Genomic DNA, 24,972 nt, shown 5'->3' with positions numbered 1-24,972 from the left:
TCACACCCGTTCCCATCCCGAACACGGAAGTTAAGCTCTCCAGCGCCGATGGTAGTTGGGGCTAACGCCCCTGCAAGAGTAGGACGTTGCTAGGCTGTATATAAAAAGCATGTTTCATAATGAAACATGCTTTTTTGTTTAATATATTGAAACCATCTGTAAATGCTTTACACTACTAATGATGGTGTTGCTAAATAAAAATATACTATTGACCATGCAACGGATGGCGATAACCTCCATAACTCATGCTGATCCTTGTCCTTTCATTTTGAGCTGATGGCCTATTCGTTCAATGTTGGTATGCAAGCCCCATAACTGTTTTCCAAATGTCACCTTCAACAACCCTGGAGTCATATTCGTTCTTTTGATTTCGAGGTGACCCAAAAACACTCCTATGTTCTCGGCGGGCGATAGTTTGAACCTTCTTGCTGTCATAGGCGGCATCTCCTAAAGCAAACCGAATGTTCCAGTCTTTGAGAGCTCAAAAAACCTCTGGTAAGCATATGGGAGACCACGATTTCGTCTGCGGTGATACCTGTATAAAGTTGATAGCCCTTAAACAAGTGATAAGAGTGGGCATCATCCTTCCCCTCATTTGAGAATCATAGGGGCTGCTTCGGAGTGCCATATTGTCAATCCACACAGCTGAAGGCTGCTTGACACTTAAATGCATAAGCAGTTGAGCATGAGATTCCGGAAACTCTTGCTCTTGAAACCATTGTTTTGTACGAGAAAGCGTCGAAACATGCAGAACGCTGTTAGTCCACAAAGGCGGCGACAATAATCAAACCACTGAAGGACTCACATCAACTCTCGCAACGAATCGAGCACAAAATACGTTTTTAAAAATAAGCACCTGAGTAATGCCTTTTTAAAATCGGCGGCCTCTCTGTTGTATACGGCGTGCCAAACAAAGAAAGCCGATGGATCTATTGGAAGAATGCATCAAAAGAGATTTCATCTCCTACATGCATGTTCTTTAATCAAATTAGAACGCATAATGTCCACTCTTTGGAGCTTATTGGTCGCTGTATAGGATTTTCAAGGGAGTGAGTGGGTTTTTATATGTCTTTATTCATTTATGATGCGCTTTGCGACATATTCACAATAAAATTGTACATTTCGTTTTTTCGATACGATTGGTTTTCACTGATTAAAATTTGAACCTCTATTCACCCCATATCATATCCTCGAGCATATTAAACGTTAAATCATGTGAATGACCACGTCAAACTCCTCGGTTCCTGTGCTTCTCTCTCATTCAAAAACAGCTTAATTGACATATTCTACGGATTGAATATGCTTTGCTGCACATGCGAAAACTCTAAAAAAGTGCTGGTGTCTGTTTCCATCGTTGAATGGTTTACTGCTTCAAAGATGGATCTTTGAGCATGTGTCATGTTGAGATATGTCCTTGCTTCATAATTATAACTTTTTTCTTGATATAAAGGATTTTTAGCATATGTTATCGAATTAATTCATACTGCTTTTGTTTTAAATTCGGAAAATCGGCAATCATATGATTATCTGCTCTTGTTTGTTGCATTTTTTTTATATCTGCTATATAGTAAAATTAAGGTCAAATATAGTCAAAGTCAACTACCTAAGCAAGGAGGGGTAGGGTGAGAAACATTTCTGATATTATCGAACAATATTTAAAGCAAGTTTTAAATATGAGTGAACAAGAAATTGTTGAGATTAAACGAAGTGAAATCGCCGATAAATTTCAGTGCGTTCCTTCACAGATTAATTATGTCATTAATACACGCTTTACTTTGGAACGAGGCTATATTGTAGAAAGCAAGCGCGGCGGTGGAGGCTATATTCGAATTATAAAAGTGAAAACAAAAAATGAATCGCAATTAATTGATCAGCTATTATCTTTAATTCGTCATCATGTCAGTCAATCGAGTGCAGAGGATATTATTCGCCGACTTGTTGAAGAAAAAGTCATTTCTGAACGAGAGGCAAATATTATGTTGAGCGTAATGGATCGATCTGTTTTATATATTGACTTGCCTCAAAGAGATGAGTTGAGAGCTAGAATGTTAAAAGCCATGTTAATGTCTTTGAAGTATAAATAGAAAGAGGTGAGATCTTTGATATGTCAAGAATGTAAGCAGAGACCGGCCACGATGCATTTTACGAAAATTATCAATGGTGAAAAGACAGAATTTCATCTTTGCGAACATTGTGCTCAAGAGCACGGGGACGTTTTTATGTTTCATGGAAATGCAGGATTCTCTCTGCAAAATTTATTGGCAGGTCTATTAAATTTTGAAGCTCCTACAAAGGGAGCCAAGCAAAATGCATTTCAAAGCATTGAAATTTTGCAATGTGAACGCTGCAACATGACATATAATCAATTCGCCAAAATTGGCCGTTTTGGCTGCTCTCATTGCTATCATACATTCGCTAAACAACTGCAGCCGATATTGAAACGACTTCATAGTGGCAATACTACTCATGCAGGGAAAATTCCAAGACGAATCGGTGGCAGTATTTATATTCGTAAACAAATCGCTCATTTAAAACAAAAACTGCAAGAGCTTATTGCCAGAGAAGAGTTTGAAAAAGCAGCTGAAGTTCGCGATCAAATTCGTTTGCTTGAATCACGTGTAAGTAAACATGGGGAGGAGGGCTAATTGTGTCGCTTGAGAAGTTTTTGAATACAGCAGTAAGCTCTTGGATGAACCAAGAAGGTCCGGACTCAGACATTGTATTGAGCAGTCGGATTCGGCTTGCAAGGAATATTGTAGATTACCAGTTTCCCACTGTTTTTGGCAACGAAGAAGCCCAGCATATCGTACAGCAATTTGAACAGACATTTGCACGCCAATCACATCCTGTAGTTGGTAGATTTGAGCTTTTAAAAATGAATGAGCTCCAAACGATCGAAAAAAGGGTATTGGTTGAAAAACATTTAATTAGTCCACATTTAGCGGAAGATTGCCCATTCGGAGCATGCTTGCTGTCGGAAAATGAAGAGGTAAGCATTATGATTAACGAGGAGGACCATATTCGTATTCAATGTTTATTTCCAGGACTGCAACTGACAGAAGCTTTAGAGATGGCCAATGCGCTGGATGATTGGATTGAAATGCATGTCAATTACGCATTTGATGAAAAGAAAGGTTATTTAACAAGCTGTCCTACAAATGTAGGAACAGGATTAAGAGCATCGGTAATGATGCATTTACCGGCTCTGACTCTAACACAGCAAATGAACCAAATCATTCCAGCCATTAGCCAACTAGGATTAGTGGTAAGAGGAACGTATGGAGAAGGAAGTGAGGCCTTAGGGAATATATTCCAAATATCAAATCAAATTACGCTTGGCAAATCAGAAGAAGATATTGTGGAGGATTTAAAAAGTGTTGTTCAACAATTAATTGCTCAGGAAAGAATGGCAAGAGAGGCATTAGTCAAAACTTTAAACATACAATTAGAAGACAGAGTCTTTCGCTCCTATGGCATCTTGACCAATTGCCGTGTTATCGAATCGAAGGAAGCGGCCCAATGTTTATCGGATGTACGTTTGGGAATTGATTTAGGGTATATTAAAAACATTTCTCGGAGCATTCTAAATGAGCTGATGATTTTAATGCAGCCGGGATTCTTACAGCAATATGCTGGCGGAGCATTAAGACCTAATGAACGGGATGTTCTTCGAGCTACTTTGATTCGAGAACGTTTAAAAATGGAAGAACGAAAAGCAATGGAGGGTGATGAAAATGATGTTCGGTAGATTCACAGAACGGGCGCAAAAAGTGTTGGCTTTAGCTCAAGAAGAAGCGGTACGTCTTGGTCACAATAACATTGGCACGGAGCATATTTTGCTTGGATTGATTCGCGAGGGGGAAGGGATTGCCGCTAAAGCTTTAATTGCTTTGGGGTTAGGACCAGAAAAGATTCAGAAGGAAGTAGAGGCATTGATTGGTCGAGGACATGAGGTGTCGCAAACGATTCACTATACGCCACGTGCCAAAAAAGTGATTGAGCTTTCTATGGATGAAGCCAGAAAGCTTGGACATTCGTATGTAGGTACAGAGCATATTTTGCTTGGCTTAATTCGTGAAGGAGAGGGAGTCGCCGCTCGTGTTCTCAATAATTTAGGAGTAAGCTTGAATAAAGCACGTCAACAAGTGTTACAACTATTGGGAAGCAATGAGTCTGTTTCCGGACACCAAGGCAGTGCTTCCCATGTGAGTACACCGACGTTAGACAGTCTTGCTCGCGATTTAACAGCCATTGCTCGCGAAGGCAGCTTAGATCCTGTCATTGGAAGAAGTAAAGAGATTCAACGTGTAATTGAAGTATTAAGCCGACGCACGAAAAACAACCCGGTATTAATCGGTGAACCTGGTGTAGGTAAAACAGCGATTGCAGAAGGATTGGCGCAGCAAATTGTCAATAATGAAGTTCCTGAAACGTTACGAGACAAGCGAGTCATGACGTTAGACATGGGGACAGTTGTTGCCGGAACCAAATATCGCGGTGAATTTGAAGACCGCTTGAAAAAAGTTATGGATGAAATTCGTCAAGCAGGAAATATTATTTTATTTATTGATGAGCTGCATACGCTCATCGGCGCAGGGGGAGCGGAAGGAGCTATTGATGCTTCAAACATTTTAAAACCTTCATTAGCTCGTGGTGAATTGCAGTGTATCGGTGCTACAACGTTAGATGAATACCGGAAATATATAGAGAAGGATGCTGCGCTAGAACGTCGTTTCCAGCCAATTTATGTTGATGAACCGACTGTTGAAGAGTCCATTCAAATTTTAAAAGGGTTACGTGACCGATATGAAGCGCATCATCGTGTCTCGATTTCTGATGAAGCAATTATTCAAGCAGTGAAGCTATCAGATCGATATATTACAGATCGCTTTCTCCCAGATAAAGCCATTGATTTAATTGATGAGGCATGCTCAAAAGTGCGTCTTCGTTCTTTTACCGCTCCTCCTAATTTAAAAGAGTTGGAACAAAAGTTAGAAGAGGTTCGTAAAGAAAAAGACGCTGCTGTTCAGAGTCAGGAATTTGAAAAAGCTGCTTCATTGCGCGATACGGAACAACGTTTGCGTGAGGAATTAGAAGAAACAAAACGCGCTTGGAAAGAAAAGCAAGGTCAGGAAAATTCGGAAGTAACAGTAGAGGATATTGCTTTGGTTGTATCTAGCTGGACAGGAATACCTGTATCGAAATTGGCGCAAACAGAAACAGAACGGTTGTTAAAGCTTGAAGAAATTTTGCATTCGCGAGTGATTGGACAGGAAGAAGCAGTGAAAGCAGTGGCGAAGGCGGTCCGACGCGCCCGTGCAGGATTAAAGGATCCAAAGCGTCCAATCGGTTCATTTATCTTCCTTGGACCAACTGGGGTAGGAAAAACAGAGTTAGCACGAGCACTGGCAGAAGCGATGTTTGGAGATGAGGATGCGTTGATTCGCATCGATATGTCCGAGTATATGGAGAAGCATTCTACTTCTCGACTTGTTGGTTCTCCTCCTGGATATGTCGGATATGAAGAAGGAGGACAATTGACAGAAAAAGTTCGCCGTAAACCATACTCGGTCGTTTTATTGGATGAGATGGAAAAAGCACATCCAGATGTATTTAATATTCTTCTGCAGGTATTAGAAGACGGACGTTTAACAGATTCAAAAGGAAGAACGGTTGATTTCCGCAATACGATTGTGATTATGACATCCAATGTGGGAGCTGATGCCCTGAAACGAAATAAGTATGTAGGCTTTAATGTTCAAGATGAAAGCCAGAAATATAAAGACATGAAGGGTAAAGTCATGGATGAATTGAAAAAAGCGTTCCGTCCAGAGTTTTTGAATCGTATTGACGAAATTATTGTATTCCACTCATTAGAAAAACAACATTTAGCAAAAATTGTTCATCTTATGGCCGATCAGCTTGTAAAACGTTTAACAGAGCAAGATATTGAATTAGAATTGACGGAAGAAACGATTGCAAAAATTGCTGAAGAAGGACATGACCCAGAATATGGTGCTCGTCCATTGCGCCGAGCTTTACAAAAACACATTGAAGACCGCTTATCTGAAGAGCTGTTGAAAGGAACGATCACAAAAGGGCAAAAAGTCATTGTAGATGTCAAAGACGGAGAATTTGTAGTTTTATCAGAACAAACCGTTCAGTAAAAGGTGGCAGCAAGGTATGCGGCAGAAGTAGATTGGCGCATACCTTCTTTTTGCATTTGCGAATAGAGAGGAATTAGCTGTTATGAAAAAGAAAACGAAATTTGTATGTCAAGAATGCGGATATGAATCAGCCAAATGGATGGGAAAGTGTCCAGGTTGTCAGACGTGGAACTCTATGATTGAGGAAATTGAGAAAGGAAAACCAGCAGCAAGGGGAGTATTTGTTCATACTGCTCCTTCTTCTATATCCAAGCCAGTGTCGATTACAACCGTAGCAACAGCACAGGAGCCAAGAATGGTAACGGATCTTGCGGAGTTTAATCGCGTGTTAGGTGGCGGAATCGTTAAAGGTTCTCTCGTTCTTATCGGCGGTGATCCTGGTATCGGAAAATCAACCATTCTTTTGCAGGTGTCTGCACAATTGGCGTTGAATCAATATAAGGTGCTATATATTTCCGGGGAAGAATCAGTCAAGCAAACGAAGCTGCGTGCTGACCGTTTGGGCATTTCCGCTAATGAGCTGTATGTATTATCAGAAACAGACTTGGAATATATTCATCAAGCGATTGAAGAAATTCAACCTGACTTTGTAGTAATTGATTCCATTCAAACGATCTATCGAGCCGAGATTACATCAGCTCCCGGCAGCGTTTCTCAAGTCAGGGAGTGTACAGGGGAATTGATGCGAATCGCTAAAACAAAAGGAATTGCGATTTTTATTGTCGGCCATGTAACAAAGGAAGGCTCCATTGCTGGACCGAGAATTTTAGAGCATATGGTAGATACAGTTTTGTATTTTGAAGGTGAGCGCCATCATACGTACCGAATTTTACGAGCAGTGAAGAATCGATTTGGATCGACTAATGAGATTGGTATTTTTGAAATGAGAGAAACGGGGCTGCTAGAGGTTGAAAACCCTTCAGAGGTATTCTTGGAAGAACGATCAAGCGGAGTGGCAGGATCAACGGTAGTAGCGTCAATGGAGGGCACAAGACCCGTGCTCGTGGAAATTCAAGCGTTAATTTCCCCAACAAGCTTTGGCAATCCAAGAAGAATGGCGACGGGAATTGACCATAACCGCGTATCATTGCTGATGGCTGTACTAGAAAAAAGAGTTGGGTTGCTTCTGCAAAACCAAGACGCTTATTTAAAAGTAGCCGGGGGAGTCAAATTAGATGAACCAGCTATTGATTTAGCCATCGCTGTAAGCATTGCTTCCAGCTTTCGCGATCTGCCGACGAATCCATCAGATGTCATCATCGGAGAGGTGGGGCTGACAGGAGAAGTACGTCGAGTCTCTCGTATCGAGCAGCGAGTTCAAGAAGCAGTAAAGCTTGGATTTCATCGTATTATTATTCCAAAAAATAATTTGGGAGGATGGCTGGCGCCAAAAGGAGTGGAAATTATCGGGGTGTCTCATGTCGCTGAAGCGTTGGAATACACGTTAGGAGACAGAAAATCTGTATGAATAAACGTTACAAACATGTATCAAATTTTTAAAAAAGATTAAAAACTGTGTTATCATTGGTTTCAAACATTGGAAACTGTTTATAATGTAGTTGAGGAGGTGAAAGTATGATGTTAAAGAGAGTAGTCCAATTATTTTTCTTAGTCGTCGGAGGGACCTTAGGAATTATTTTTCTTCCGAATATATTTCGACTGCTGAATATCCATCATCTTTCATTTTTTAACAATCCATATATGCTGGCGATTTTGGGAGCACTTATTTTCTTTATCATGACTTTTTGGCTAGTTGATTATGTAGTGGGTTTAATTCACTGGATTGAAGAATCTCTGGTAAAAGCACCTGTCACAGATATTTTGTTTGGAAGCTTAGGGTTAATTTTTGGATTGTTTGTTGCATTTTTAGTGGTGATGCCGCTTAAAGCATTTCAATTTCAAGTCGTTAATACCGTGCTGCCAGTTTTTTTAACGATTTTGCTTGGCTATTTAGGGTTTCAGGTAGGATTTAAGAAACGCCATGAGTTGATGAATTTATTTTCCATTTCTAGTCGCATGTCTAAGAAAAAAGGAACAGAAGAAGAAAGCGACAAGCAAAAAAACAGTACTTTAAAAATTCTTGATACAAGCGTGATTATTGACGGACGAATTGCTGATATTTGCCAAACAGGATTTTTAGAGGGAACGATTGTTATTCCTCGTTTTGTTCTAGAAGAATTACAGCATATTGCTGATTCCTCAGATGTACTGAAGCGAAATCGCGGCCGCCGCGGGCTTGATATTTTGAATCGCATTCAAAAAGAATTGGAAATGAAAGTAGAGATTTATGAAGGCGATTTTGATGACATTCAGGAAGTGGACAGCAAGCTAGTGAAATTAGCGAAATTAACATCAGGAGTGGTCGTGACGAACGATTTCAATTTAAATAAAGTCTGTGAACTGCAAAATGTGAGAGTCCTGAATATAAACGACTTGGCCAATGCAGTTAAACCGGTTGTTTTACCGGGAGAAGAATTGAATGTACAAGTCATTAAGGATGGAAAAGAGCATAACCAGGGCGTTGCCTATTTAGATGACGGAACGATGATTGTTGTCGAAGATGGCAGAGATTATATAGGCAAACGGGTTGACGTCTTAGTCACTAGTGTGTTACAAACTTCAGCAGGGAGAATGATTTTTGCGAAGCTCAAGCTTCTCCAAAAGGCATTATAAGTGTAGACTAGGAGAATAAGTCATATGTTATATCAAGTAGTCATTCCGGCAGCAGGACAGGGAAAGCGAATGAAGGCTGGCATGAACAAACTGCTTATTGAATTGCAGCATCAGCCTGTCATTATACACACGTTAAAGGTGTTTGAACAAGATGACGATTGTCGCGGAATTATTATGGTAGTAAACGAAACGGAAAGACCGCTGTTTGTTGAGCTACTGAAAAAGTTCGGGATCAAAAAAGTGATCTCGATCGTCAGTGGTGGCATCGAACGGCAACATAGCGTCTACAATGGGTTGCAGGCAGTTAAAGAAGGTGAGATTGTCCTCATTCATGATGGTGCCCGCCCGTTTATTAGGCTAGAAAAAATACACGAATTAGTGAAGGAAGCGCAAGAGCATGGTGCGGCAATTCCCGCTGTACCTATGAAAGACACCGTTAAAAAAGTTAGGAATGGAATGGCTGAGGAAACGGTGGAGCGCTCTAGCTTGTGGGCTGTACAGACTCCACAAGCTTTTCGTGTTTCCCTTGTTTTAGAAGCGCATAAACGGGCACAGGAAGAAGGGTATATCGGAACAGATGATGCCAGTCTTGTTGAACGGATGGGAAAAAAAGTGAAAATTGTGGAGGGAGATTATCGAAATATTAAATTAACAACGCCAGATGACTTACTATTTGCGGAAGCGATTTTATCATTAAAGGAAGCAAGGTGAATATATGTTTCGGATAGGGCAAGGATTTGACGTTCATCAATTAGTAACAGGCCGCCCTTTAATAATTGGCGGTGTTTGCATTCCTTATGAAAAAGGATTGCTTGGTCACTCAGATGCAGATGTGTTGTTGCATGCTGTGGCAGACGCGTGCTTAGGAGCCATTGGTGCTGGCGATATTGGGACGCATTTTCCAGATACGGATCAACAATATAAAGATGCCGACTCCGCGCGATTGCTACAGCAAGTTTGGAACCTCGTTAAGAAAGAGGGGTATAAGCTTGCCAATCTAGACTGTACCATTATTGCACAAAAACCGAAAATGGCTCCTTATATTGAACAAATGATAGAGAGAATGGCTGAGTTATTAGAAGCGGAGCGCTCTCAAGTAAATGTGAAGGCGACGACGACAGAAAAACTTGGATTTACTGGGCGTGAAGAAGGCATTGCTGCTCAAGCGGTTGTTTTATTGCAAAGGCAATAATGGCTTAACTTTGTGGTGGTATAATGTTAAAATAACGATACACAGTTAAATGTTGATGGAGGTCTTAACATGTCACAAGAGGTAAGAGTGCGTTATGCGCCGAGTCCGACTGGCCATTTACATATCGGAGGAGCGCGCACAGCTCTATTTAATTATTTGTTTGCTCGCCACCATAATGGGAAATTTATTGTGCGAATCGAAGACACTGATATCGAACGGAATGTGCCCGGCGGAGAGCAGTCTCAATTGGAGAATTTAAAATGGCTCGGCATTGATTACGATGAATCGGTAGACAAAGATGGAGGATATGGACCTTATCGCCAGACAGAGCGTCTTGATATATATCGTCAGTATGCAAATGAGCTATTAGAAAAAGGATATGCCTATAAATGCTTCTGTACGCCCGAAGAATTGGAGCAAGAACGTGAAGCCCAAAAGGCGGCGGGAATTGCAGCACCGCAATATAGTGGCAAATGCCGTCATCTAACGCCTGAACAGGTACAGCAGTTGGAGGCGGAAGGCAAGCCGTATACATTGCGTATAAAAGTACCTGAAGGGAAAGTATACGAGTTTGAAGACATGGTTCGTGGCAAAGTAGTGTTTGAATCAAAAGATATCGGTGACTGGGTCATCGTCAAAGCTAACGGAATTCCGACTTATAACTTTGCGGTGGTCATAGATGATTACTTAATGAAGATTACTCATGTATTTCGCGGCGAAGAACATTTATCGAACACGCCAAAACAGTTGATGATTTATGAGTATTTAGGTTGGGAGCCACCGCGCTACGGTCATATGACATTGATTGTAAATGAGCAGCGCAAAAAGTTATCCAAACGCGATGAATCGATTATTCAATTTGTTTCTCAATATAAAGAGCTTGGCTACCTTCCTGAAGCGATGTTTAACTTTTTTGCTTTATTAGGGTGGTCGCCAGAAGGAGAAGAAGAACTCTTTACGAAGGAAGAGCTCATTCGTATTTTTGATGTATCTCGCCTATCTAAATCTCCTTCGATGTTTGATAAACAGAAGCTGACATGGATGAATAACCAATATATTAAAAAGCTTGATTTAGATCGGCTTGTAGAACTGTCTTTGCCTCACTTAATCAAGGCGGGCTGTTTGCCGGCGCAAATGACCGGAGAGCAGCGGGAATGGGCTCGGCAATTAATTGCTTTATATCAAGAACAGATGAGCTATGGAGCAGAGATTGTAGAATTGTCCAAGCTGTTTTTTAAAGAAGATGTCGAGTATGACGAAGAAGCGCGGGCTGTATTAGTGGAAGAACAAGTTCCAGCCGTATTGAAGGCGTTTTTAGAGGCAGTGAAAAATCTGGAAACATTGGATGCAGAGTCCATTAAAGCCGCTATTAAAGCGGTACAAAAAACAACGGGACAGAAAGGCAAGAAATTATTTATGCCTATCCGTGTAGCTACCACAGGACAAACTCACGGACCGGAGCTGCCGCTCGCGATACAGCTGCTTGGAAAAGAAAAAGTGATTCAACGCTTAGAAAAACTAATTGACTAACATTTTTTCTTTTTTGTAATATGATGATTAACAAATCCATATATAAAGCGTAGATGAGGAGAAGTAAAAAGCATTAACATTACAGAGAGAGTCACCTTGGCTGGAAGTGATTCATGCTTAATGCTTTTGAAATGCGCCTCGGAGCCTCCTTTCGAAGCAGAGATGCTCTGTAGTAGAATGGAGCGGATTCTCTTCCGTTATAAGAGCTGAGGGAGCCAAGCTTTTCATTTGGCTAAACAGAGTGGAACCGCGCGTCCGAGCGTCTCTGTGTTTGCAAACACAGAGACGCTTTTTATTATTCCGATATTCTGGAAGTCTGAGGAGGAGGGAGAGAGATGTTTAAAATCTTGAAAGAGGACATTGAAGTTGTGTTTGAACAAGATCCGGCAGCAAGAAGCTATTTAGAAGTTATTTTGACTTACTCAGGATTACATGCTATTTGGGCGCATCGCATTGCTCATGCTTTTTATAAACGGAAACTGTACTTTCTTGCAAGGCTGATTTCACAAATTAGTCGCTTTTTTACAGGCATTGAGATTCATCCAGGTGCAAAGATCGGTCGTCGCTTTTTTATCGACCATGGCATGGGTGTTGTGATTGGAGAAACATGTGAAATTGGCGATAATGTGACGGTATATCAAGGAGTGACTTTGGGTGGGACAGGAAAAGAAAAAGGAAAGCGCCATCCGACCATTAAAGATAACTGTTTGATTGCAACAGGAGCTAAGGTGCTTGGTTCCATTACAATTGGAGAAAATTCAAAAATAGGAGCAGGATCGGTTGTTTTAAAAGATGTACCCCCGAACTCCACTGTTGTTGGTATTCCAGGGAAAGTCGTGGTGCATAATGGAGTCAGAGTGAACAAAGATTTAAACCATACGGATTTACCGGATCCTATTGCCGATCGTTTAAAAGAGCTAGAGAATCAGGTTGAAAAGCTACAAATGGAAATTCAACAACTTAAAGAAGGGAAGGCACAAAATGAGCATTCAGCTTTATAACACATTGACACGAAAGAAAGAGAAATTTGAACCGATTGAACCAAATAAGGTAAAAATGTATGTCTGTGGTCCAACGGTGTACAACTATATTCATATTGGAAATGCGCGTCCAGCTATTGTATTTGATACCGTCCGCCGCTATTTAGAATTTCGCGGCTATGATGTGCAATATGTTTCGAACTTTACTGATGTTGATGATAAATTGATTAAGGCGGCTAAAGAATTAGGAGAAGATGTTCCAACGATTGCTGAACGTTTTATTGAGGCTTATTTTGCAGATGTATCCGCATTAGGCTGCCGAAAAGCCGATGTTCATCCGCGTGTAACCGAAAATATTGACATTATTATTGAATTTATTGAGCAGCTGATCGAAAAAGGATATGCTTATGAAGTAGATGGGGATGTTTATTATAAAACAAGAGCGTTTGCAGAATACGGAAAACTTTCACATCAATCGGTTGATGAGCTTCGAGCGGGGGCCCGTATTGAAATTGGAGAAAAGAAAAAAGATCCGCTTGATTTTGCTTTATGGAAAGCAGCGAAAGAGGGCGAAATCGCTTGGGATAGCCCTTGGGGAAAAGGACGGCCGGGCTGGCATATCGAATGCTCAGCGATGGCGCACAAATATTTAGGAGATACTATCGATATTCATGCAGGTGGCCAAGATTTAACATTTCCACATCACGAAAACGAGATTGCCCAGTCAGAAGCGTTGACAGGAAAGACATTTGCGAAATATTGGATGCATAATGGCTACATTAATATCAATAATGAAAAAATGTCTAAATCTCTCGGGAACTTTGTTCTTGTACACGATATCATTCAGCAAGTAGATCCGAAAGTATTGCGCTTTTTTATGCTATCTGTTCATTACCGTCATCCGATTAACTATAGTCAAGAGTTGTTAGAAAGCACAAAGAACGGATTGGAACGTTTAAAAACGTCCTACCTTAATTTAAAACATCGTCTTGCGAGCTGCAGCAATTTAACCGATAGCGATGGGCAATGGTTAGATAAGATTAATGAATGCCGCAATGTTTTCATTACGGAGATGGATGATGATTTTAACACGGCAAATGCCATTGCTGTATTATTTGAGCTATCTAAACAGGCAAATTTATATTTGCTTGAAAAAAATACAGCTGAAAAAGTCATTTCTGCTTTCATACATGAGTTTGAAGAGCTATTAGGTGTATTGGGAATTTCTTTAACAGAGGATGAATTGCTCGATGACGAAGTCGAAGCATTGATCCAGAAGCGAAATGAAGCTAGAAAAAATCGCGATTTTGCCTTAGCTGATCAAATTAGGGATGAACTAAAAGCAAAAAATATTATTTTAGAAGATACGCCGCAAGGAACGAGATGGAAAAGAGGATAAGAGTGTGAAAGACTTTTTTGTAGATATAAAAGATGTAAAACAGCTTAATGGTTTAGCTCTTGCTTATATCGGTGATGCTGTCTACGAATTGTATGTGCGGCATCGCCTCCTTGCCAAAGGAAGCGTTAAGCCAAATCAATTACACAAGCAAGCCATCCGGTATGTTTCTGCCAAGGCGCAGGCAAAAGTGGTATTGGCGTTACTAGAACAAGCGATCTTAACGGAGGAAGAGCAAGCGGTCTTGCGCAGAGGGAGAAATGCTAAATCAGCTACAATTCCTAAAAATACCGATGTTCAAACGTATCGATACAGTACAGCCTTTGAAGCGTTGATTGGGTATCATTTCTTAGGAAATAATGAGGAAAGACTGAAAGAGCTCATCCGTTATTCATTTGATATTACTGAAGGCTAAGAAAGGAAGACGTAAAGAAATGGACCTTATTATCGGAAAAAATCCTGTATTAGAAGCGTTAAAGTCGGAACGGGAAGTAAATAAAATTTGGGTTGCCGAAGGGGCGCAGCGGGGAGCGATGCAATCGGTCATTGAGCTGGCTAAGCAGCAAAAAGTGATTGTGCAATATGTTCCGAAAAAAAAGCTGGATCAGATGGTTGATGGAAATCACCAAGGAGTTATTGCTCAAGTAGCTGCTTACCAATATTATGATATCGATGAATTATTTTACCGTGCGGCAGAAAAAAATGAACCTCCTTTCTTCTTGATGCTTGATGAGCTGGAAGACCCTCATAATTTAGGCTCTATTATGCGCACAGCCGATGCGGTCGGAGCACATGGCATTATTATCCCGAAGCGTCGTTCAGTTGGCTTAACCTCAACAGTGGCCAAAGCTTCCACAGGAGCGATTGAACATATTCCAGTTGCCCGTGTGACGAATTTAGCAAGAACGATTGATGAGCTAAAAGAACGGGGAATTTGGATTGTCGGCACGGATGCCAAAGCACAAGACGATTATCGCCAGCTGGATGGAACAATGCCTTTAGCCCTCGTAATTGGAAGTGAAGGGAAAGGAATTGGGAGGTTGATTTTGGAAAAATGTGACTTTTTAATTCGCCTTCCGATGAAGGGGAAGGTGACATCGCTAAACGCTTCAGTGGCAGCCAGTTTATTAATGTATGAGGTGTACCGTAAACGATATCCTTTAGGAGAATAACTCCATGGATATTCTCATTGTGGATGGCTACAACGTGATTGGTGCTTGGCCTGAGCTTCGCAAATTAAAAGAGCATGATCTTGCTTCAGCAAGAGATGTATTAATTTCTAAAATGGCTGAGTACCAAGGATTTACTGGATATAAAGTGATCATTGTTTTTGATGCACACCTCGTACAAGGCGTTGAGAAAAAATATACCAATTATCAAGTAGATGTTATTTTTACAAAAGAGAATGAAACAGCAGATGAGCGAATTGAAAAGCTTGCAAAGCAGCTAATTAATATTCGGACAAAAGTATATGTAGCGACCTCTGATTACACAGAACAATGGGCGATTTTTGGACAAGGTGCTTTGCGAAAGTCGGCTCGTGAGCTTTTGACCGAAATGGAATCAATTGAACAAGGAATTTCTAAAAAAGTAAAAGCCATTCACGAACAAAAACCAGTCTCAAAAATTCCTTTAACAGATGAAGTGGCAAGAATTTTCGAAAGATGGCGAAGAGGCGAAAAATGAGAGGTTGACGCTGTAAAATTTTGTACTGTATAATAATTTTATCGATTTGTGCGGTCGGAGGGATCGGCGTGGGCGAAGGCTTCAAAAGCAAAGATGAGAAAAAGTTGGAACAGTTTGAGGATGAAGTATTAGTCGAACGGGTGCACCAAGGAGACAGCGATGCCTTGGACTTTTTGATTCATAAGTATCAAAACTTTGTCCGAGCGAAAGCGCGTTCTTATTTTTTAGTTGGAGCAGATAAAGAGGACATTATTCAGGAGGGAATGATTGGCCTATATAAAGCGATTCGGGATTTTAAAGAGGACAAGCTTACTTCTTTTAAAGCCTTTGCGGAATTATGCATTACTCGGCAAATGATTACCGCAATCAAAACGGCCACAAGGCAAAAGCACATTCCGCTCAACTCATATGTTTCGCTTGATAAGCCTATTTATGATGATGAATCCGATCGAACACTGATGGATGTTATTTCCGGAACAAAAGCAACGGATCCAGAAGAGTTGATTATTAATCGTGAAGAAGTCGATGATATTGAAATTAAAATGGCCGAGCTTTTAAGTGACTTAGAGAGAAAGGTGCTTGTTCTATATTTAGATGGGCGGTCATATCAAGAAATTTCTGAAGAGCTTAACCGCCATGTTAAATCGATTGATAACGCTTTACAAAGAGTGAAGCGAAAGTTGGAAAGATATTTGGAATATCGCGAAATCAGTCTATAAATGAAAAGGGCATGCTGGGCAACAGGCTAAAGCACTATTTGTCATTGACATAAGAAAGATGGATATGTTAAATTTTTAAAGACATCTCGTAGAACGGTGGGAGGCATATGCGTAAAAAGGTGATATTAGCCTGCAGTCAATGCAATACCCGTAATTATTCAACGATGAAAAATACCGCAAATACTCAAGAGCGTCTAGATATCAAAAAGTTTTGCAAAACTTGCAATGAACATACAATTCACCGGGAAACGAAATAAGTTTTACGATCATGCCAATGACTGGCAAAGCAGCTCTAAGTTGTTGGAGGTTATTAATCATGCAACGTATTATCAATTTTTTTAATGAAGTCGCACGTGAGATGAAAAAAGTCAGTTGGCCGAAAAGAAAAGAGTTAGTCAATTATACCATTACCGTGTTAGCCACTGTTGCTTTCATGACCATTTTTTTTGCGGTTGTGGATCTAGGGATTTCTTCTTTAATTCGTTTTGTGCTTGAATAACTGGCGCTTTGTTATGGTATAATAAAAGATAATAAGGTAGAAATAAAAGGCCCGGAAACGGGTTTTTGTTTTGCTTATAAAACTTAATTGCTGTTTAAGGGGAGGGAAGGACGTTTAAGTCCCAGCCAATGGAGAAAAACTGGTATGTTATCCATACATATTCAGGCTATGAAAATAAAGTGAAGGCCAATCTGGAAAAACGTTTAGAATCGATGGGGATGCAGGATAAAATTTTTCGCGTTGTCGTTCCTGAAGAAGAAGAAACAGATATGAAAAACGGAAAGAAAAAAGTAACAAAGCGGAAGGTATTCCCTGGATATGTGTTGGTTGAAATGATTATGACGGATGACTCTTGGTATGTAGTGCGCAATACACCAGGAGTTACTGGATTTGTCGGATCAAGCGGAGCAGGATCAAAGCCAACCCCTCTTCTTGAAGAAGAGGTTCACTTAATTTTAAAACGTATGGGCGTGCCGCTTAATGAGCTTGATTTTGATTATGAGCTAAAAGAAACGGTACAGGTTAAGGAAGGGCCTTTTGCTAATTTCACAGGAACGATTGAAGAAATTGATATGGATCGGCGGAAGGTTAAAGTGCTTGTGAATATGTTTGGGCGTGAAACCCCAGTAGAGCTTGATTTTTCGCAAATTGAAAAAATATAATTGCTGAAACAACTTGCAATCAAAAAGGAAAAGTGATAATATTTTATAGTCAGTGTATCTCATGATACAAGCTGATCATATGAACTTTTTTATAATCAATGATAAATCAGTGGCATTTCCTATGCTTTAAGCATGATAGGAAATAGAAGGGCGAAAGGTTACGTCCTGCCTTACGAAAGAATAATGCAAATGCTGCATTATTCATAACCTTATATGAGTGGGAGGGAACGTCCCTAATACCACATCACGGACTTAAGGAGGTGTGTCTCGTGGCTAAAAAAGTAATCAAAGTTGTAAAGCTACAAATTCCTGCGGGTAAAGCGAATCCGGCACCACCAGTTGGTCCAGCTTTAGGTCAAGCTGGTGTAAACATTATGGGATTCTGTAAAGAATTCAATGCTCGTACAGCTGACCAAGCAGGTTTGATCATTCCTGTTGAAATTACGGTATACGAGGACCGTTCATTTACATTTATTACAAAAACTCCGCCTGCTGCTGTTTTGCTTAAAAAAGCGGCTGGCATTGAGTCAGGTTCTGGTGAGCCAAACCGTAATAAAGTAGCAACAATCAAGCGTGACAAAGTACGTGAGATTGCTGAAACAAAAATGCCAGATCTCAATGCTGCTAGCATTGAAGCAGCAATGCGTATGGTGGAAGGTACCGCACGCAGCATGGGAATTGTTATCGAAGACTAATCGTGTTATGGTATCTGGCTGCTGAAGGTTGCGAGTACAGAAATAATCTGTTTCGCAACCTTTATTCGTGGGAGGTTATTCCGCTAAAACCACAATAAGGAGGAAATTCAAATGGCTAAAAGAGGAAAAAAATATTTAGAAGCGGCGAAGCTTGTGGACCGCTATACAGCTTATTCTGTAACTGAAGCAATTGAATTAGTGAAGAAAACAAGCATTGCGAAATTTGATGCCACTGTAGAAGTTGCTTTCCGTTTAGGGGTTGACCCTAAAAAAGCGGATCAGCAAATTCGCGGGGCCGTTGTGTTGCCTCATGGAACAGGTAAAGTACAACGCGTGCTCGTATTTGCAAAAGGAGAAAAAGCAAAAGAAGCTGAAGCTGCGGGAGCAGATTATGTGGGCGATACAGAGTACATCAACAAAATCCAACAAGGATGGTTTGATTTTGACGTAATCGTAGCTACTCCTGACATGATGGGTGAAGTCGGTAAGCTAGGTCGTATCCTAGGACCTAAAGGATTAATGCCGAATCCAAAAACAGGAACAGTTACATTTGATGTAGCAAGAGCGGTAAAAGAAATCAAAGCTGGTAAAGTAGAGTACCGTGTTGATAAAGCTGGAAACATTCATGTGCCAATTGGCAAAATTTCGTTTGATAACGAAAAGCTAGTGGGCAACTTCACAACAATTTACGAAACAATTTTAAAAGTGAAGCCTGCTGCTGCTAAAGGCACGTATGTAAAAAATGTAACAGTAACTTCAACGATGGGACCTGGCATCAAAGTCGATCCTTCAACATTTGCTGTTGCAAAATAAGTGGCTGTTGACTTTCGGGCAGTCATTTAGTATCATAAAACTTGTCTGAAAAGAGAATATCATTTGTACCGTAGACAGTAGGTGCTCGGCATGAGCTTAATTTCCTACCGAGGTGTTTTGTTTATAGAAAGCAAAGTGCATCTTGTGGTGCTTTACAGTACCTCCATGTCTACGTGGCATGGAGGTTTTCTTATGAACGGTATAAGTGGTATTTCATCTTATCTTCTACAGGAGGTGTGAAAATGAGCAGCGCAATCGAACTCAAAAAACAAGTAGTCGCAGAAATCGCAGAGAAATTCCGCGCAAGCAAATCAACTATTATTGTAGACTATCGCGGTCTAAACGTAGCAGAAGTTACTGAACTTCGCAAACAGCTTCGCGAAGCTGGTATTGAGTTCAAAGTATACAAAAATACGTTAACTCGCCGTGCGCTTGCAGAAGTTGGTTTAGAAGGGTTAGATGAAGTACTTACTGGTCCAAATGCGATCGCGTTTAGTAACGAAGATGTAGTAGCTCCAGCCAAGCTTCTAAACGATTTTGCAAAAGCGCATGAAGCGTTGGAAATTAAAGCAGGAATTATTGAAGGCAACGTAGCTACAGTTGAAGAAGTGAAAGCACTTGCTAATCTTCCTTCTCGCGAAGGCTTGCTTTCTATGTTGCTTAGCGTTCTTCAAGCTCCTATCCGCAACTTCGCGCTTGTTACAAAAGCAGTTGCAGAGAAAAAAGAAGAACAAGGTGCTTAATCTTATAGTGGCTTAGCCCATTTGAAAAACAATGCTAAACATCTTGATATTAAGGGAGGAATATTACAATGACGAAAGAACAAATCATTGAAGCGGTTAAAAATATGACAGTTTTAGAATTAAACGATTTAGTAAAAGCAATTGAAGAAGAGTTCGGCGTAACTGCTGCTGCTCCTGTAGTAGTTGCTGGTGGCGGTGCTGCTGGTGGCGAAGCTGCTGCTGAAAAAACAGAATTCGATGTTATTCTTACAGATGGCGGCGCGCAAAAAATCAAAGTTATCAAAGTTGTGCGTGAACTTACTGGTCTTGGCTTAAAAGAAGCAAAAGACTTAGTTGACAACACTCCAAAGCCAGTTAAAGAAGGCATTTCTAAAGAAGAAGCTGAAGAAATCAAAGCTAAACTTGAAGAAGCTGGCGCTAGCGTAGAAGTGAAGTAATTTCTCTTTTCTTTATGTGGAATGAAAAAGCCCGCTAATGATAGCGGGCTTTTTCATCTTTACAGCACTTATCGTATCAGTCAAATAAAATCGATTCACTTTGTTGTCCTTGTACGGCATCAATACAAAGATGAAATGGATGGTATGTGTAAAAAACTATGGTTGTCTGACCGTCGAAATCGGACGAAGCAGGATCATCACCTGCTCACTTGGGAATTAATGTGGAGGCATCCGGCTATATATCTATATACATGGATTTTACAGCATATTCTGCTATCAAGTATGGAGAGAATGGTAAAAAGCCAATGAAAGGATGAGAATCATTGAGTGAACATTACTACTCCAAAGCTCCGTCTTCTTCAAGTGATCCACATACATGGAGTTACACACTTAGAGGAAATGATTTGCTCTTTACAACTGATCAAGGTGTTTTTTCTAAGCGTGAGGTGGATTTTGGCTCACGATTGCTTATTGAAACGTTTGAAGAGCCGTTGATTCAAGGGGACTTTTTGGATGTCGGCTGCGGCTACGGTCCGATTGGTTTAGCTTTAGCAAAATCTTTCCCTGAGCGCAAGGTGGAGATGGTTGACATTAATGAACGAGCGATTGCGTTAGCCCGCCAAAATCAGCAGCAAAATCAAATTCATAATGCCATCATCTATGAAAGCAATTTGTTTCAAGAGATCGGAATGAAAAAGTTCGCTACCATTTTAACGAATCCCCCAATTCGTGCGGGAAAGCAGATCGTTCATTCGATTTTTGCAGAAAGTGTGGATCATCTCCTTTCTGGTGGAGAATTATGGATTGTGATTCAGAAGAAGCAAGGGGCTCCTTCCGCTCTTGAAAAACTCCAATCACTATTTCCAGAAGTAGAAGTAATAACAAAGAAAAAAGGATATTATATCATAAAGGCAAAAAAATATTGACAGTTTTTTTTAGCTATGATAGCATTATAAAATGCCAAATGTGTAACCTTATGTAGCTATCTATAATTCATATGTATAATTTTATTTCTAATGGGGAAAATTATAAAATCAATAAATAGGTGAAAATGTGGTTTTCTTGTTATAGAAACCATTTTTCTTTTGTCTGATAGTAAGGCAAAAAATGCCTTCATCAGCAAGGCAGCCTTCTACTTTTTTATCAACGCTTGAATTTGAGGGGTGAATCAGTTGACAGGTCAACTAGTTCAATATGGACGACACCGCCAACGAAGAAGTTACGCGCGTATTAGTGAGGTATTGGAATTACCAAACCTTATCGAAATTCAGACCTCCTCTTACCAATGGTTTCTTGATGAAGGTCTGAGAGAAATGTTCAAAGAAATTTCGCCAATTGAGGATTTTTCCGGAAATCTATCTCTTGAATTTATCGACTATAGCCTAGGAGAGCCGAAATACTCAGTCGAAGAGTCGAAAGAACGCGATGTTACATATGCGGCACCTCTTCGCGTAAAAGTGCGCCTGATTAATAAAGAAACAGGCGAAGTAAAAGAGCAAGATGTTTTCATGGGCGATTTCCCTCTAATGACAGAGACGGGAACGTTTATTATTAACGGTGCCGAACGGGTCATTGTTTCGCAGCTTGTACGTTCTCCAAGCGTATATTATAGCGGAAAAGTAGATAAAAACGGCAAACGCGGATTCTCAGCCACTGTTATCCCAAACCGAGGCGCATGGCTGGAGTATGAAACAGATGCAAAGGACGTTGTCTATGTTCGCATTGACCGTACTCGTAAACTGCCTGTCACCGTGCTTTTGCGTGCTCTTGGATTTGGATCCGATCAAGAGATTATCGATTTAATCGGTGAAAACGAGTATATTCGTAATACGCTTGAAAAAGATAATACAGAAAATACGGAGAAAGCGTTACTAGAAATTTACGAGCGCTTACGTCCTGGCGAGCCGCCGACAGTAGAAAACGCGAAAAGCTTGCTTATTTCTCGTTTTTTTGATCCAAAACGCTATGATTTAGCGAGCGTCGGCCGCTATAAAATTAACAAAAAACTTCATATCAAAAATAGACTTTTCAATCAACGGCTTGCTGAAACGCTCGTTCATCCGGAGACTGGTGAAATTATCGCTGAAAAAGGAACGATGATTGATCGCAGAACGCTTGATCGAATTCTACCTTATCTCGAAAACGGGATCGGCTTCCGGACATATAAGCCATTCGGTGGTGTAGTAGATGAGGAGTTTACGCTTCAGTCCATTAAAATTTATGCACCGAATGATCCTGATGGTGAGCAAGTCATTAATGTCATTGGCAACGGATACATTGCTGAAGATGTCAAACACATTACGCCAAGCGATATTATTGCGTCCATTAGCTATTTCTTCAACCTTCTCCATGGAGTAGGTGACACGGATGATATCGATCATTTAGGAAACCGGCGCCTTCGTTCTGTAGGAGAGCTGTTGCAAAACCAATTCCGTATCGGTTTATCGCGCATGGAACGGGTAGTTCGCGAGCGCATGTCGATTCAGGACACAAATACGATCACACCTCAACAGCTTATTAATATTCGTCCAGTGATTGCTGCTATTAAGGAATTCTTTGGCAGCTCACAGCTTTCACAATTTATGGATCAAACCAATCCACTTGCTGAGCTGACTCATAAGCGCCGTTTATCCGCATTAGGACCAGGCGGTTTAACTCGCGAACGTGCGGGTATGGAAGTGCGTGACGTACACTATTCTCACTATGGACGCATGTGTCCGATTGAAACACCTGAGGGGCCAAACATCGGTTTAATTAACTCTTTATCTACGTATGCCAAAGTTAATAAATTTGGATTCATTGAAACACCTTATCGCCGTGTTGACCCTGAAACAGGAAAAATCACGGACCGCATCGACTATTTAACGGCTGACGAAGAAGATAACTATGTGGTAGCGCAGGCAAATGCCAGAATTGCTGAGGATGGAACATTCCTAGATGAAGATATTGTAGCGCGCTTCCGTGGTGAAAACATTGTCGTTAAACGCGATCGCGTCGACTATATGGACGTATCGCCGAAACAGGTCGTATCAGCGGCGACTGCGTGTATTCCATTCTTAGAAAATGACGATTCCAACCGGGCGTTGATGGGAGCAAACATGCAACGCCAAGCGGTGCCGTTATTGCAGCCGGAAGCACCAATTGTTGGTACAGGAATGGAATATGTATCAGCTAAAGATTCAGGTGCTGCTGTTATTTGTAAGCATCGTGGAATTGTTGAGCGGGTGGAAGCAAAAGAAATTTGGGTTCGCCGTTTGGTGGAAGTTGACGGGAAAGAGATAAAAGGCGATCTGGACAAATATCGTCTGCTTAAATTTGTTCGTTCCAACCAAGGAACATGCTATAATCAACGCCCAATTGTGAAAAAAGGCGATATTGTTGAAAAAGGAGAAATTCTCGCAGACGGACCATCAATGGAAAAAGGTGAACTGGCGCTCGGTCGCAACGTATTAGTTGCCTTTATGACATGGGATGGTTATAACTACGAAGACGCGATCATTATGAGCGAACGTCTTGTAAAAGAAGATGTATATACGTCTGTTCACATTGAAGAATATGAATCAGAATCTCGTGACACAAAATTGGGACCAGAGGAAATCACCCGCGATATTCCAAACGTTGGAGAAGACGCGTTGCGCAATCTAGATGAGCGCGGCATTGTGCGAATTGGCGCAGAAGTAAAAGACGGAGATTTGCTAGTAGGGAAGGTCACACCAAAAGGGGTGACAGAGCTGACAGCGGAAGAACGTCTGCTTCATGCTATCTTCGGAGAAAAAGCGCGTGAAGTGCGCGACACCTCGCTTCGTGTACCACACGGTGGCGGCGGGATCGTACTGGATGTCAAAGTCTTTAACCGAGAAGATGGGGATGAACTTCCTCCCGGCGTGAACCAGCTTGTGCGTGTATACATTGTTCAAAAACGGAAAATCTCTGCTGGAGATAAAATGGCTGGTCGTCACGGAAACAAAGGGGTTATCTCAAGAATTCTTCCGGAAGAAGATATGCCATTTTTACCAGATGGAACACCGGTGGATATCATGTTAAACCCATTGGGCGTTCCTTCACGCATGAACATTGGTCAGGTGCTTGAATTGCATTTGGGAATGGCTGCGAGAAAGCTTGGTCTTCATGTTGCTTCACCAGTATTCGATGGAGCTCGCGAAGAAGACGTTTGGGCCATTTTGGAGGAAGCTGGAATGGCACGTGATGCCAAAACGGTGCTTTATGATGGAAGAACTGGTGAGCCGTTCGATAATCGTGTCTCTGTCGGAATCATGTACATGATTAAACTTGCGCACATGGTTGACGATAAGCTCCATGCTCGTTCTACAGGTCCATACTCGCTTGTCACGCAACAGCCGCTTGGCGGTAAAGCTCAATTTGGCGGCCAGCGTTTTGGTGAGATGGAGGTTTGGGCTCTTGAGGCTTATGGTGCGGCATATACGCTACAAGAAATTTTGACTGTGAAGTCGGACGATGTAGTGGGTCGCGTAAAAACTTACGAAGCCATTGTCAAAGGTGAAAATGTTCCAGAACCAGGCGTTCCGGAATCATTTAAAGTTTTAATCAAAGAGCTTCAAAGCTTAGGAATGGATGTGACGATCCTTTCAAGTGACGAGAAAGAAATCAACATGGAAAACTTTGACGAAGATGATGATGTCCAACCAGCAGAAGCCATTGCCGTTGGAATAGAAGTGGAAAAAGAAGAAGAAAAAGATGCAGTGACAAAGGAATAAACCGATAAGGCAAAAAGGGTAAAACCTGGAGATTGAGAGGGAGG

At 41.0% G+C, this 24,972-nt stretch carries 24 protein-coding genes, 1 rRNA gene and 2 other annotated features; all 25 genes read left to right on the top strand.

Annotated features, from left to right (window positions below):
• Positions 1-95, top strand: a 5S ribosomal RNA gene (rrf, locus tag GGQ95_RS16535); the annotation flags it as partial.
• A gap of 1,527 nt (positions 96-1,622) precedes the next feature.
• Positions 1,623-2,084, top strand: a complete 462-nt coding sequence (locus GGQ95_RS16530; RefSeq protein ID WP_044744090.1) for a CtsR family transcriptional regulator — start codon at positions 1,623-1,625, stop codon at positions 2,082-2,084.
• A 15-nt stretch (positions 2,085-2,099) separates the two neighbouring features.
• A complete protein-coding gene (gene mcsA / locus GGQ95_RS16525; RefSeq protein WP_044744089.1) occupies positions 2,100-2,645 on the top strand; it encodes a protein-arginine kinase activator protein McsA in 546 nt (181 codons plus the stop codon).
• Positions 2,646-2,647: 2 nt separating this feature from the next.
• Positions 2,648-3,748: a protein-arginine kinase McsB gene (gene mcsB / locus GGQ95_RS16520; protein ID WP_066150182.1), complete on the top strand. Its 1,101-nt coding sequence runs from the start codon at positions 2,648-2,650 to the stop codon at positions 3,746-3,748.
• Positions 3,735-6,167 carry an ATP-dependent protease ATP-binding subunit ClpC gene (gene clpC, locus GGQ95_RS16515; protein ID WP_066150184.1) on the top strand — a complete coding sequence of 811 codons (2,433 nt, stop codon included), beginning with the start codon at positions 3,735-3,737 and terminating at the stop codon, positions 6,165-6,167. The genes mcsB and clpC overlap by 14 nt, the downstream gene beginning before the upstream one ends.
• A gap of 82 nt (positions 6,168-6,249) precedes the next feature.
• Positions 6,250-7,635 carry a DNA repair protein RadA gene (radA, locus tag GGQ95_RS16510; protein WP_066150187.1) on the top strand — a complete coding sequence of 462 codons (1,386 nt, stop codon included), beginning with the start codon at positions 6,250-6,252 and terminating at the stop codon, positions 7,633-7,635.
• A gap of 110 nt (positions 7,636-7,745) precedes the next feature.
• Positions 7,746-8,840: a PIN/TRAM domain-containing protein gene (locus GGQ95_RS16505; protein ID WP_044744093.1), complete on the top strand. Its 1,095-nt coding sequence runs from the start codon at positions 7,746-7,748 to the stop codon at positions 8,838-8,840.
• A gap of 24 nt (positions 8,841-8,864) precedes the next feature.
• Positions 8,865-9,551, top strand: a complete 687-nt coding sequence (gene ispD / locus GGQ95_RS16500) for a 2-C-methyl-D-erythritol 4-phosphate cytidylyltransferase (protein WP_066150190.1) — start codon at positions 8,865-8,867, stop codon at positions 9,549-9,551.
• 4 nt (positions 9,552-9,555) lie between these two features.
• The gene (gene ispF, locus GGQ95_RS16495; protein WP_044744084.1) at positions 9,556-10,032 is read left to right on the top strand and encodes a 2-C-methyl-D-erythritol 2,4-cyclodiphosphate synthase; all 477 of its coding nucleotides are present in this window, start codon (positions 9,556-9,558) and stop codon (positions 10,030-10,032) included.
• A 69-nt stretch (positions 10,033-10,101) separates the two neighbouring features.
• The gene (gltX, locus tag GGQ95_RS16490) at positions 10,102-11,562 is read left to right on the top strand and encodes a glutamate--tRNA ligase (protein ID WP_080862214.1); all 1,461 of its coding nucleotides are present in this window, start codon (positions 10,102-10,104) and stop codon (positions 11,560-11,562) included.
• A gap of 41 nt (positions 11,563-11,603) precedes the next feature.
• Positions 11,604-11,832: a binding site (T-box leader), on the top strand.
• Positions 11,833-11,897: 65 nt separating this feature from the next.
• Positions 11,898-12,563: a serine O-acetyltransferase gene (gene cysE, locus GGQ95_RS16485; protein WP_066150196.1), complete on the top strand. Its 666-nt coding sequence runs from the start codon at positions 11,898-11,900 to the stop codon at positions 12,561-12,563.
• On the top strand, positions 12,544-13,941 hold the full coding sequence (gene cysS / locus GGQ95_RS16480; RefSeq protein ID WP_183187159.1) for a cysteine--tRNA ligase: 1,398 nt from the start codon (positions 12,544-12,546) through the stop codon (positions 13,939-13,941). Before cysE ends, cysS begins: the two co-directional genes overlap by 20 nt.
• A gap of 4 nt (positions 13,942-13,945) precedes the next feature.
• Positions 13,946-14,353, top strand: a complete 408-nt coding sequence (locus GGQ95_RS16475; protein ID WP_231734667.1) for a Mini-ribonuclease 3 — start codon at positions 13,946-13,948, stop codon at positions 14,351-14,353.
• 19 nt (positions 14,354-14,372) lie between these two features.
• The gene (rlmB, locus tag GGQ95_RS16470; protein WP_066150202.1) at positions 14,373-15,110 is read left to right on the top strand and encodes a 23S rRNA (guanosine(2251)-2'-O)-methyltransferase RlmB; all 738 of its coding nucleotides are present in this window, start codon (positions 14,373-14,375) and stop codon (positions 15,108-15,110) included.
• A gap of 4 nt (positions 15,111-15,114) precedes the next feature.
• Positions 15,115-15,624, top strand: coding sequence for an NYN domain-containing protein (locus tag GGQ95_RS16465; protein ID WP_066150205.1), 510 nt, complete (start codon positions 15,115-15,117; stop codon positions 15,622-15,624).
• A gap of 68 nt (positions 15,625-15,692) precedes the next feature.
• Positions 15,693-16,343: an RNA polymerase sporulation sigma factor SigH gene (gene sigH, locus GGQ95_RS16460; RefSeq protein WP_066150211.1), complete on the top strand. Its 651-nt coding sequence runs from the start codon at positions 15,693-15,695 to the stop codon at positions 16,341-16,343.
• Between the two features lie 107 nt (positions 16,344-16,450).
• Positions 16,451-16,600, top strand: coding sequence for a 50S ribosomal protein L33 (gene rpmG / locus GGQ95_RS16455; RefSeq protein WP_080862215.1), 150 nt, complete (start codon positions 16,451-16,453; stop codon positions 16,598-16,600).
• Between the two features lie 59 nt (positions 16,601-16,659).
• On the top strand, positions 16,660-16,842 hold the full coding sequence (gene secE, locus GGQ95_RS16450; protein WP_044744077.1) for a preprotein translocase subunit SecE: 183 nt from the start codon (positions 16,660-16,662) through the stop codon (positions 16,840-16,842).
• Between the two features lie 128 nt (positions 16,843-16,970).
• Positions 16,971-17,504 carry a transcription termination/antitermination protein NusG gene (gene nusG, locus GGQ95_RS16445; protein WP_044744076.1) on the top strand — a complete coding sequence of 178 codons (534 nt, stop codon included), beginning with the start codon at positions 16,971-16,973 and terminating at the stop codon, positions 17,502-17,504.
• 269 nt (positions 17,505-17,773) lie between these two features.
• Entirely contained in the window at positions 17,774-18,199 is a 426-nt protein-coding gene (gene rplK / locus GGQ95_RS16440) for a 50S ribosomal protein L11 (protein WP_027410223.1), read from the top strand.
• 111 nt (positions 18,200-18,310) lie between these two features.
• Complete coding sequence (gene rplA, locus GGQ95_RS16435; protein ID WP_066150214.1) at positions 18,311-19,012, top strand: 50S ribosomal protein L1; 702 nt, start codon at positions 18,311-18,313, stop codon at positions 19,010-19,012.
• A gap of 50 nt (positions 19,013-19,062) precedes the next feature.
• Positions 19,063-19,212, top strand: a sequence feature (ribosomal protein L10 leader region).
• Positions 19,213-19,254: 42 nt separating this feature from the next.
• The gene (gene rplJ / locus GGQ95_RS16430) at positions 19,255-19,755 is read left to right on the top strand and encodes a 50S ribosomal protein L10 (protein ID WP_044744074.1); all 501 of its coding nucleotides are present in this window, start codon (positions 19,255-19,257) and stop codon (positions 19,753-19,755) included.
• Between the two features lie 68 nt (positions 19,756-19,823).
• A complete protein-coding gene (gene rplL, locus GGQ95_RS16425; RefSeq protein ID WP_183187158.1) occupies positions 19,824-20,192 on the top strand; it encodes a 50S ribosomal protein L7/L12 in 369 nt (122 codons plus the stop codon).
• 323 nt (positions 20,193-20,515) lie between these two features.
• Positions 20,516-21,118: a class I SAM-dependent methyltransferase gene (locus GGQ95_RS16420; protein WP_183187157.1), complete on the top strand. Its 603-nt coding sequence runs from the start codon at positions 20,516-20,518 to the stop codon at positions 21,116-21,118.
• Between the two features lie 246 nt (positions 21,119-21,364).
• A complete protein-coding gene (rpoB, locus tag GGQ95_RS16415) occupies positions 21,365-24,928 on the top strand; it encodes a DNA-directed RNA polymerase subunit beta (protein ID WP_044744071.1) in 3,564 nt (1,187 codons plus the stop codon).
• Positions 24,929-24,972 lie beyond the last annotated feature (44 nt).

The sequence above is a fragment of the Anoxybacteroides rupiense genome, from assembly GCF_014196195.1.
GTDB classification, from domain to species: domain Bacteria; phylum Bacillota; class Bacilli; order Bacillales; family Anoxybacillaceae; genus Anoxybacteroides; species Anoxybacteroides rupiense.
The sequence above is the reverse complement of the archived record's forward strand: the minus strand, read 5'-3'. Positions and strand labels throughout refer to the sequence as shown.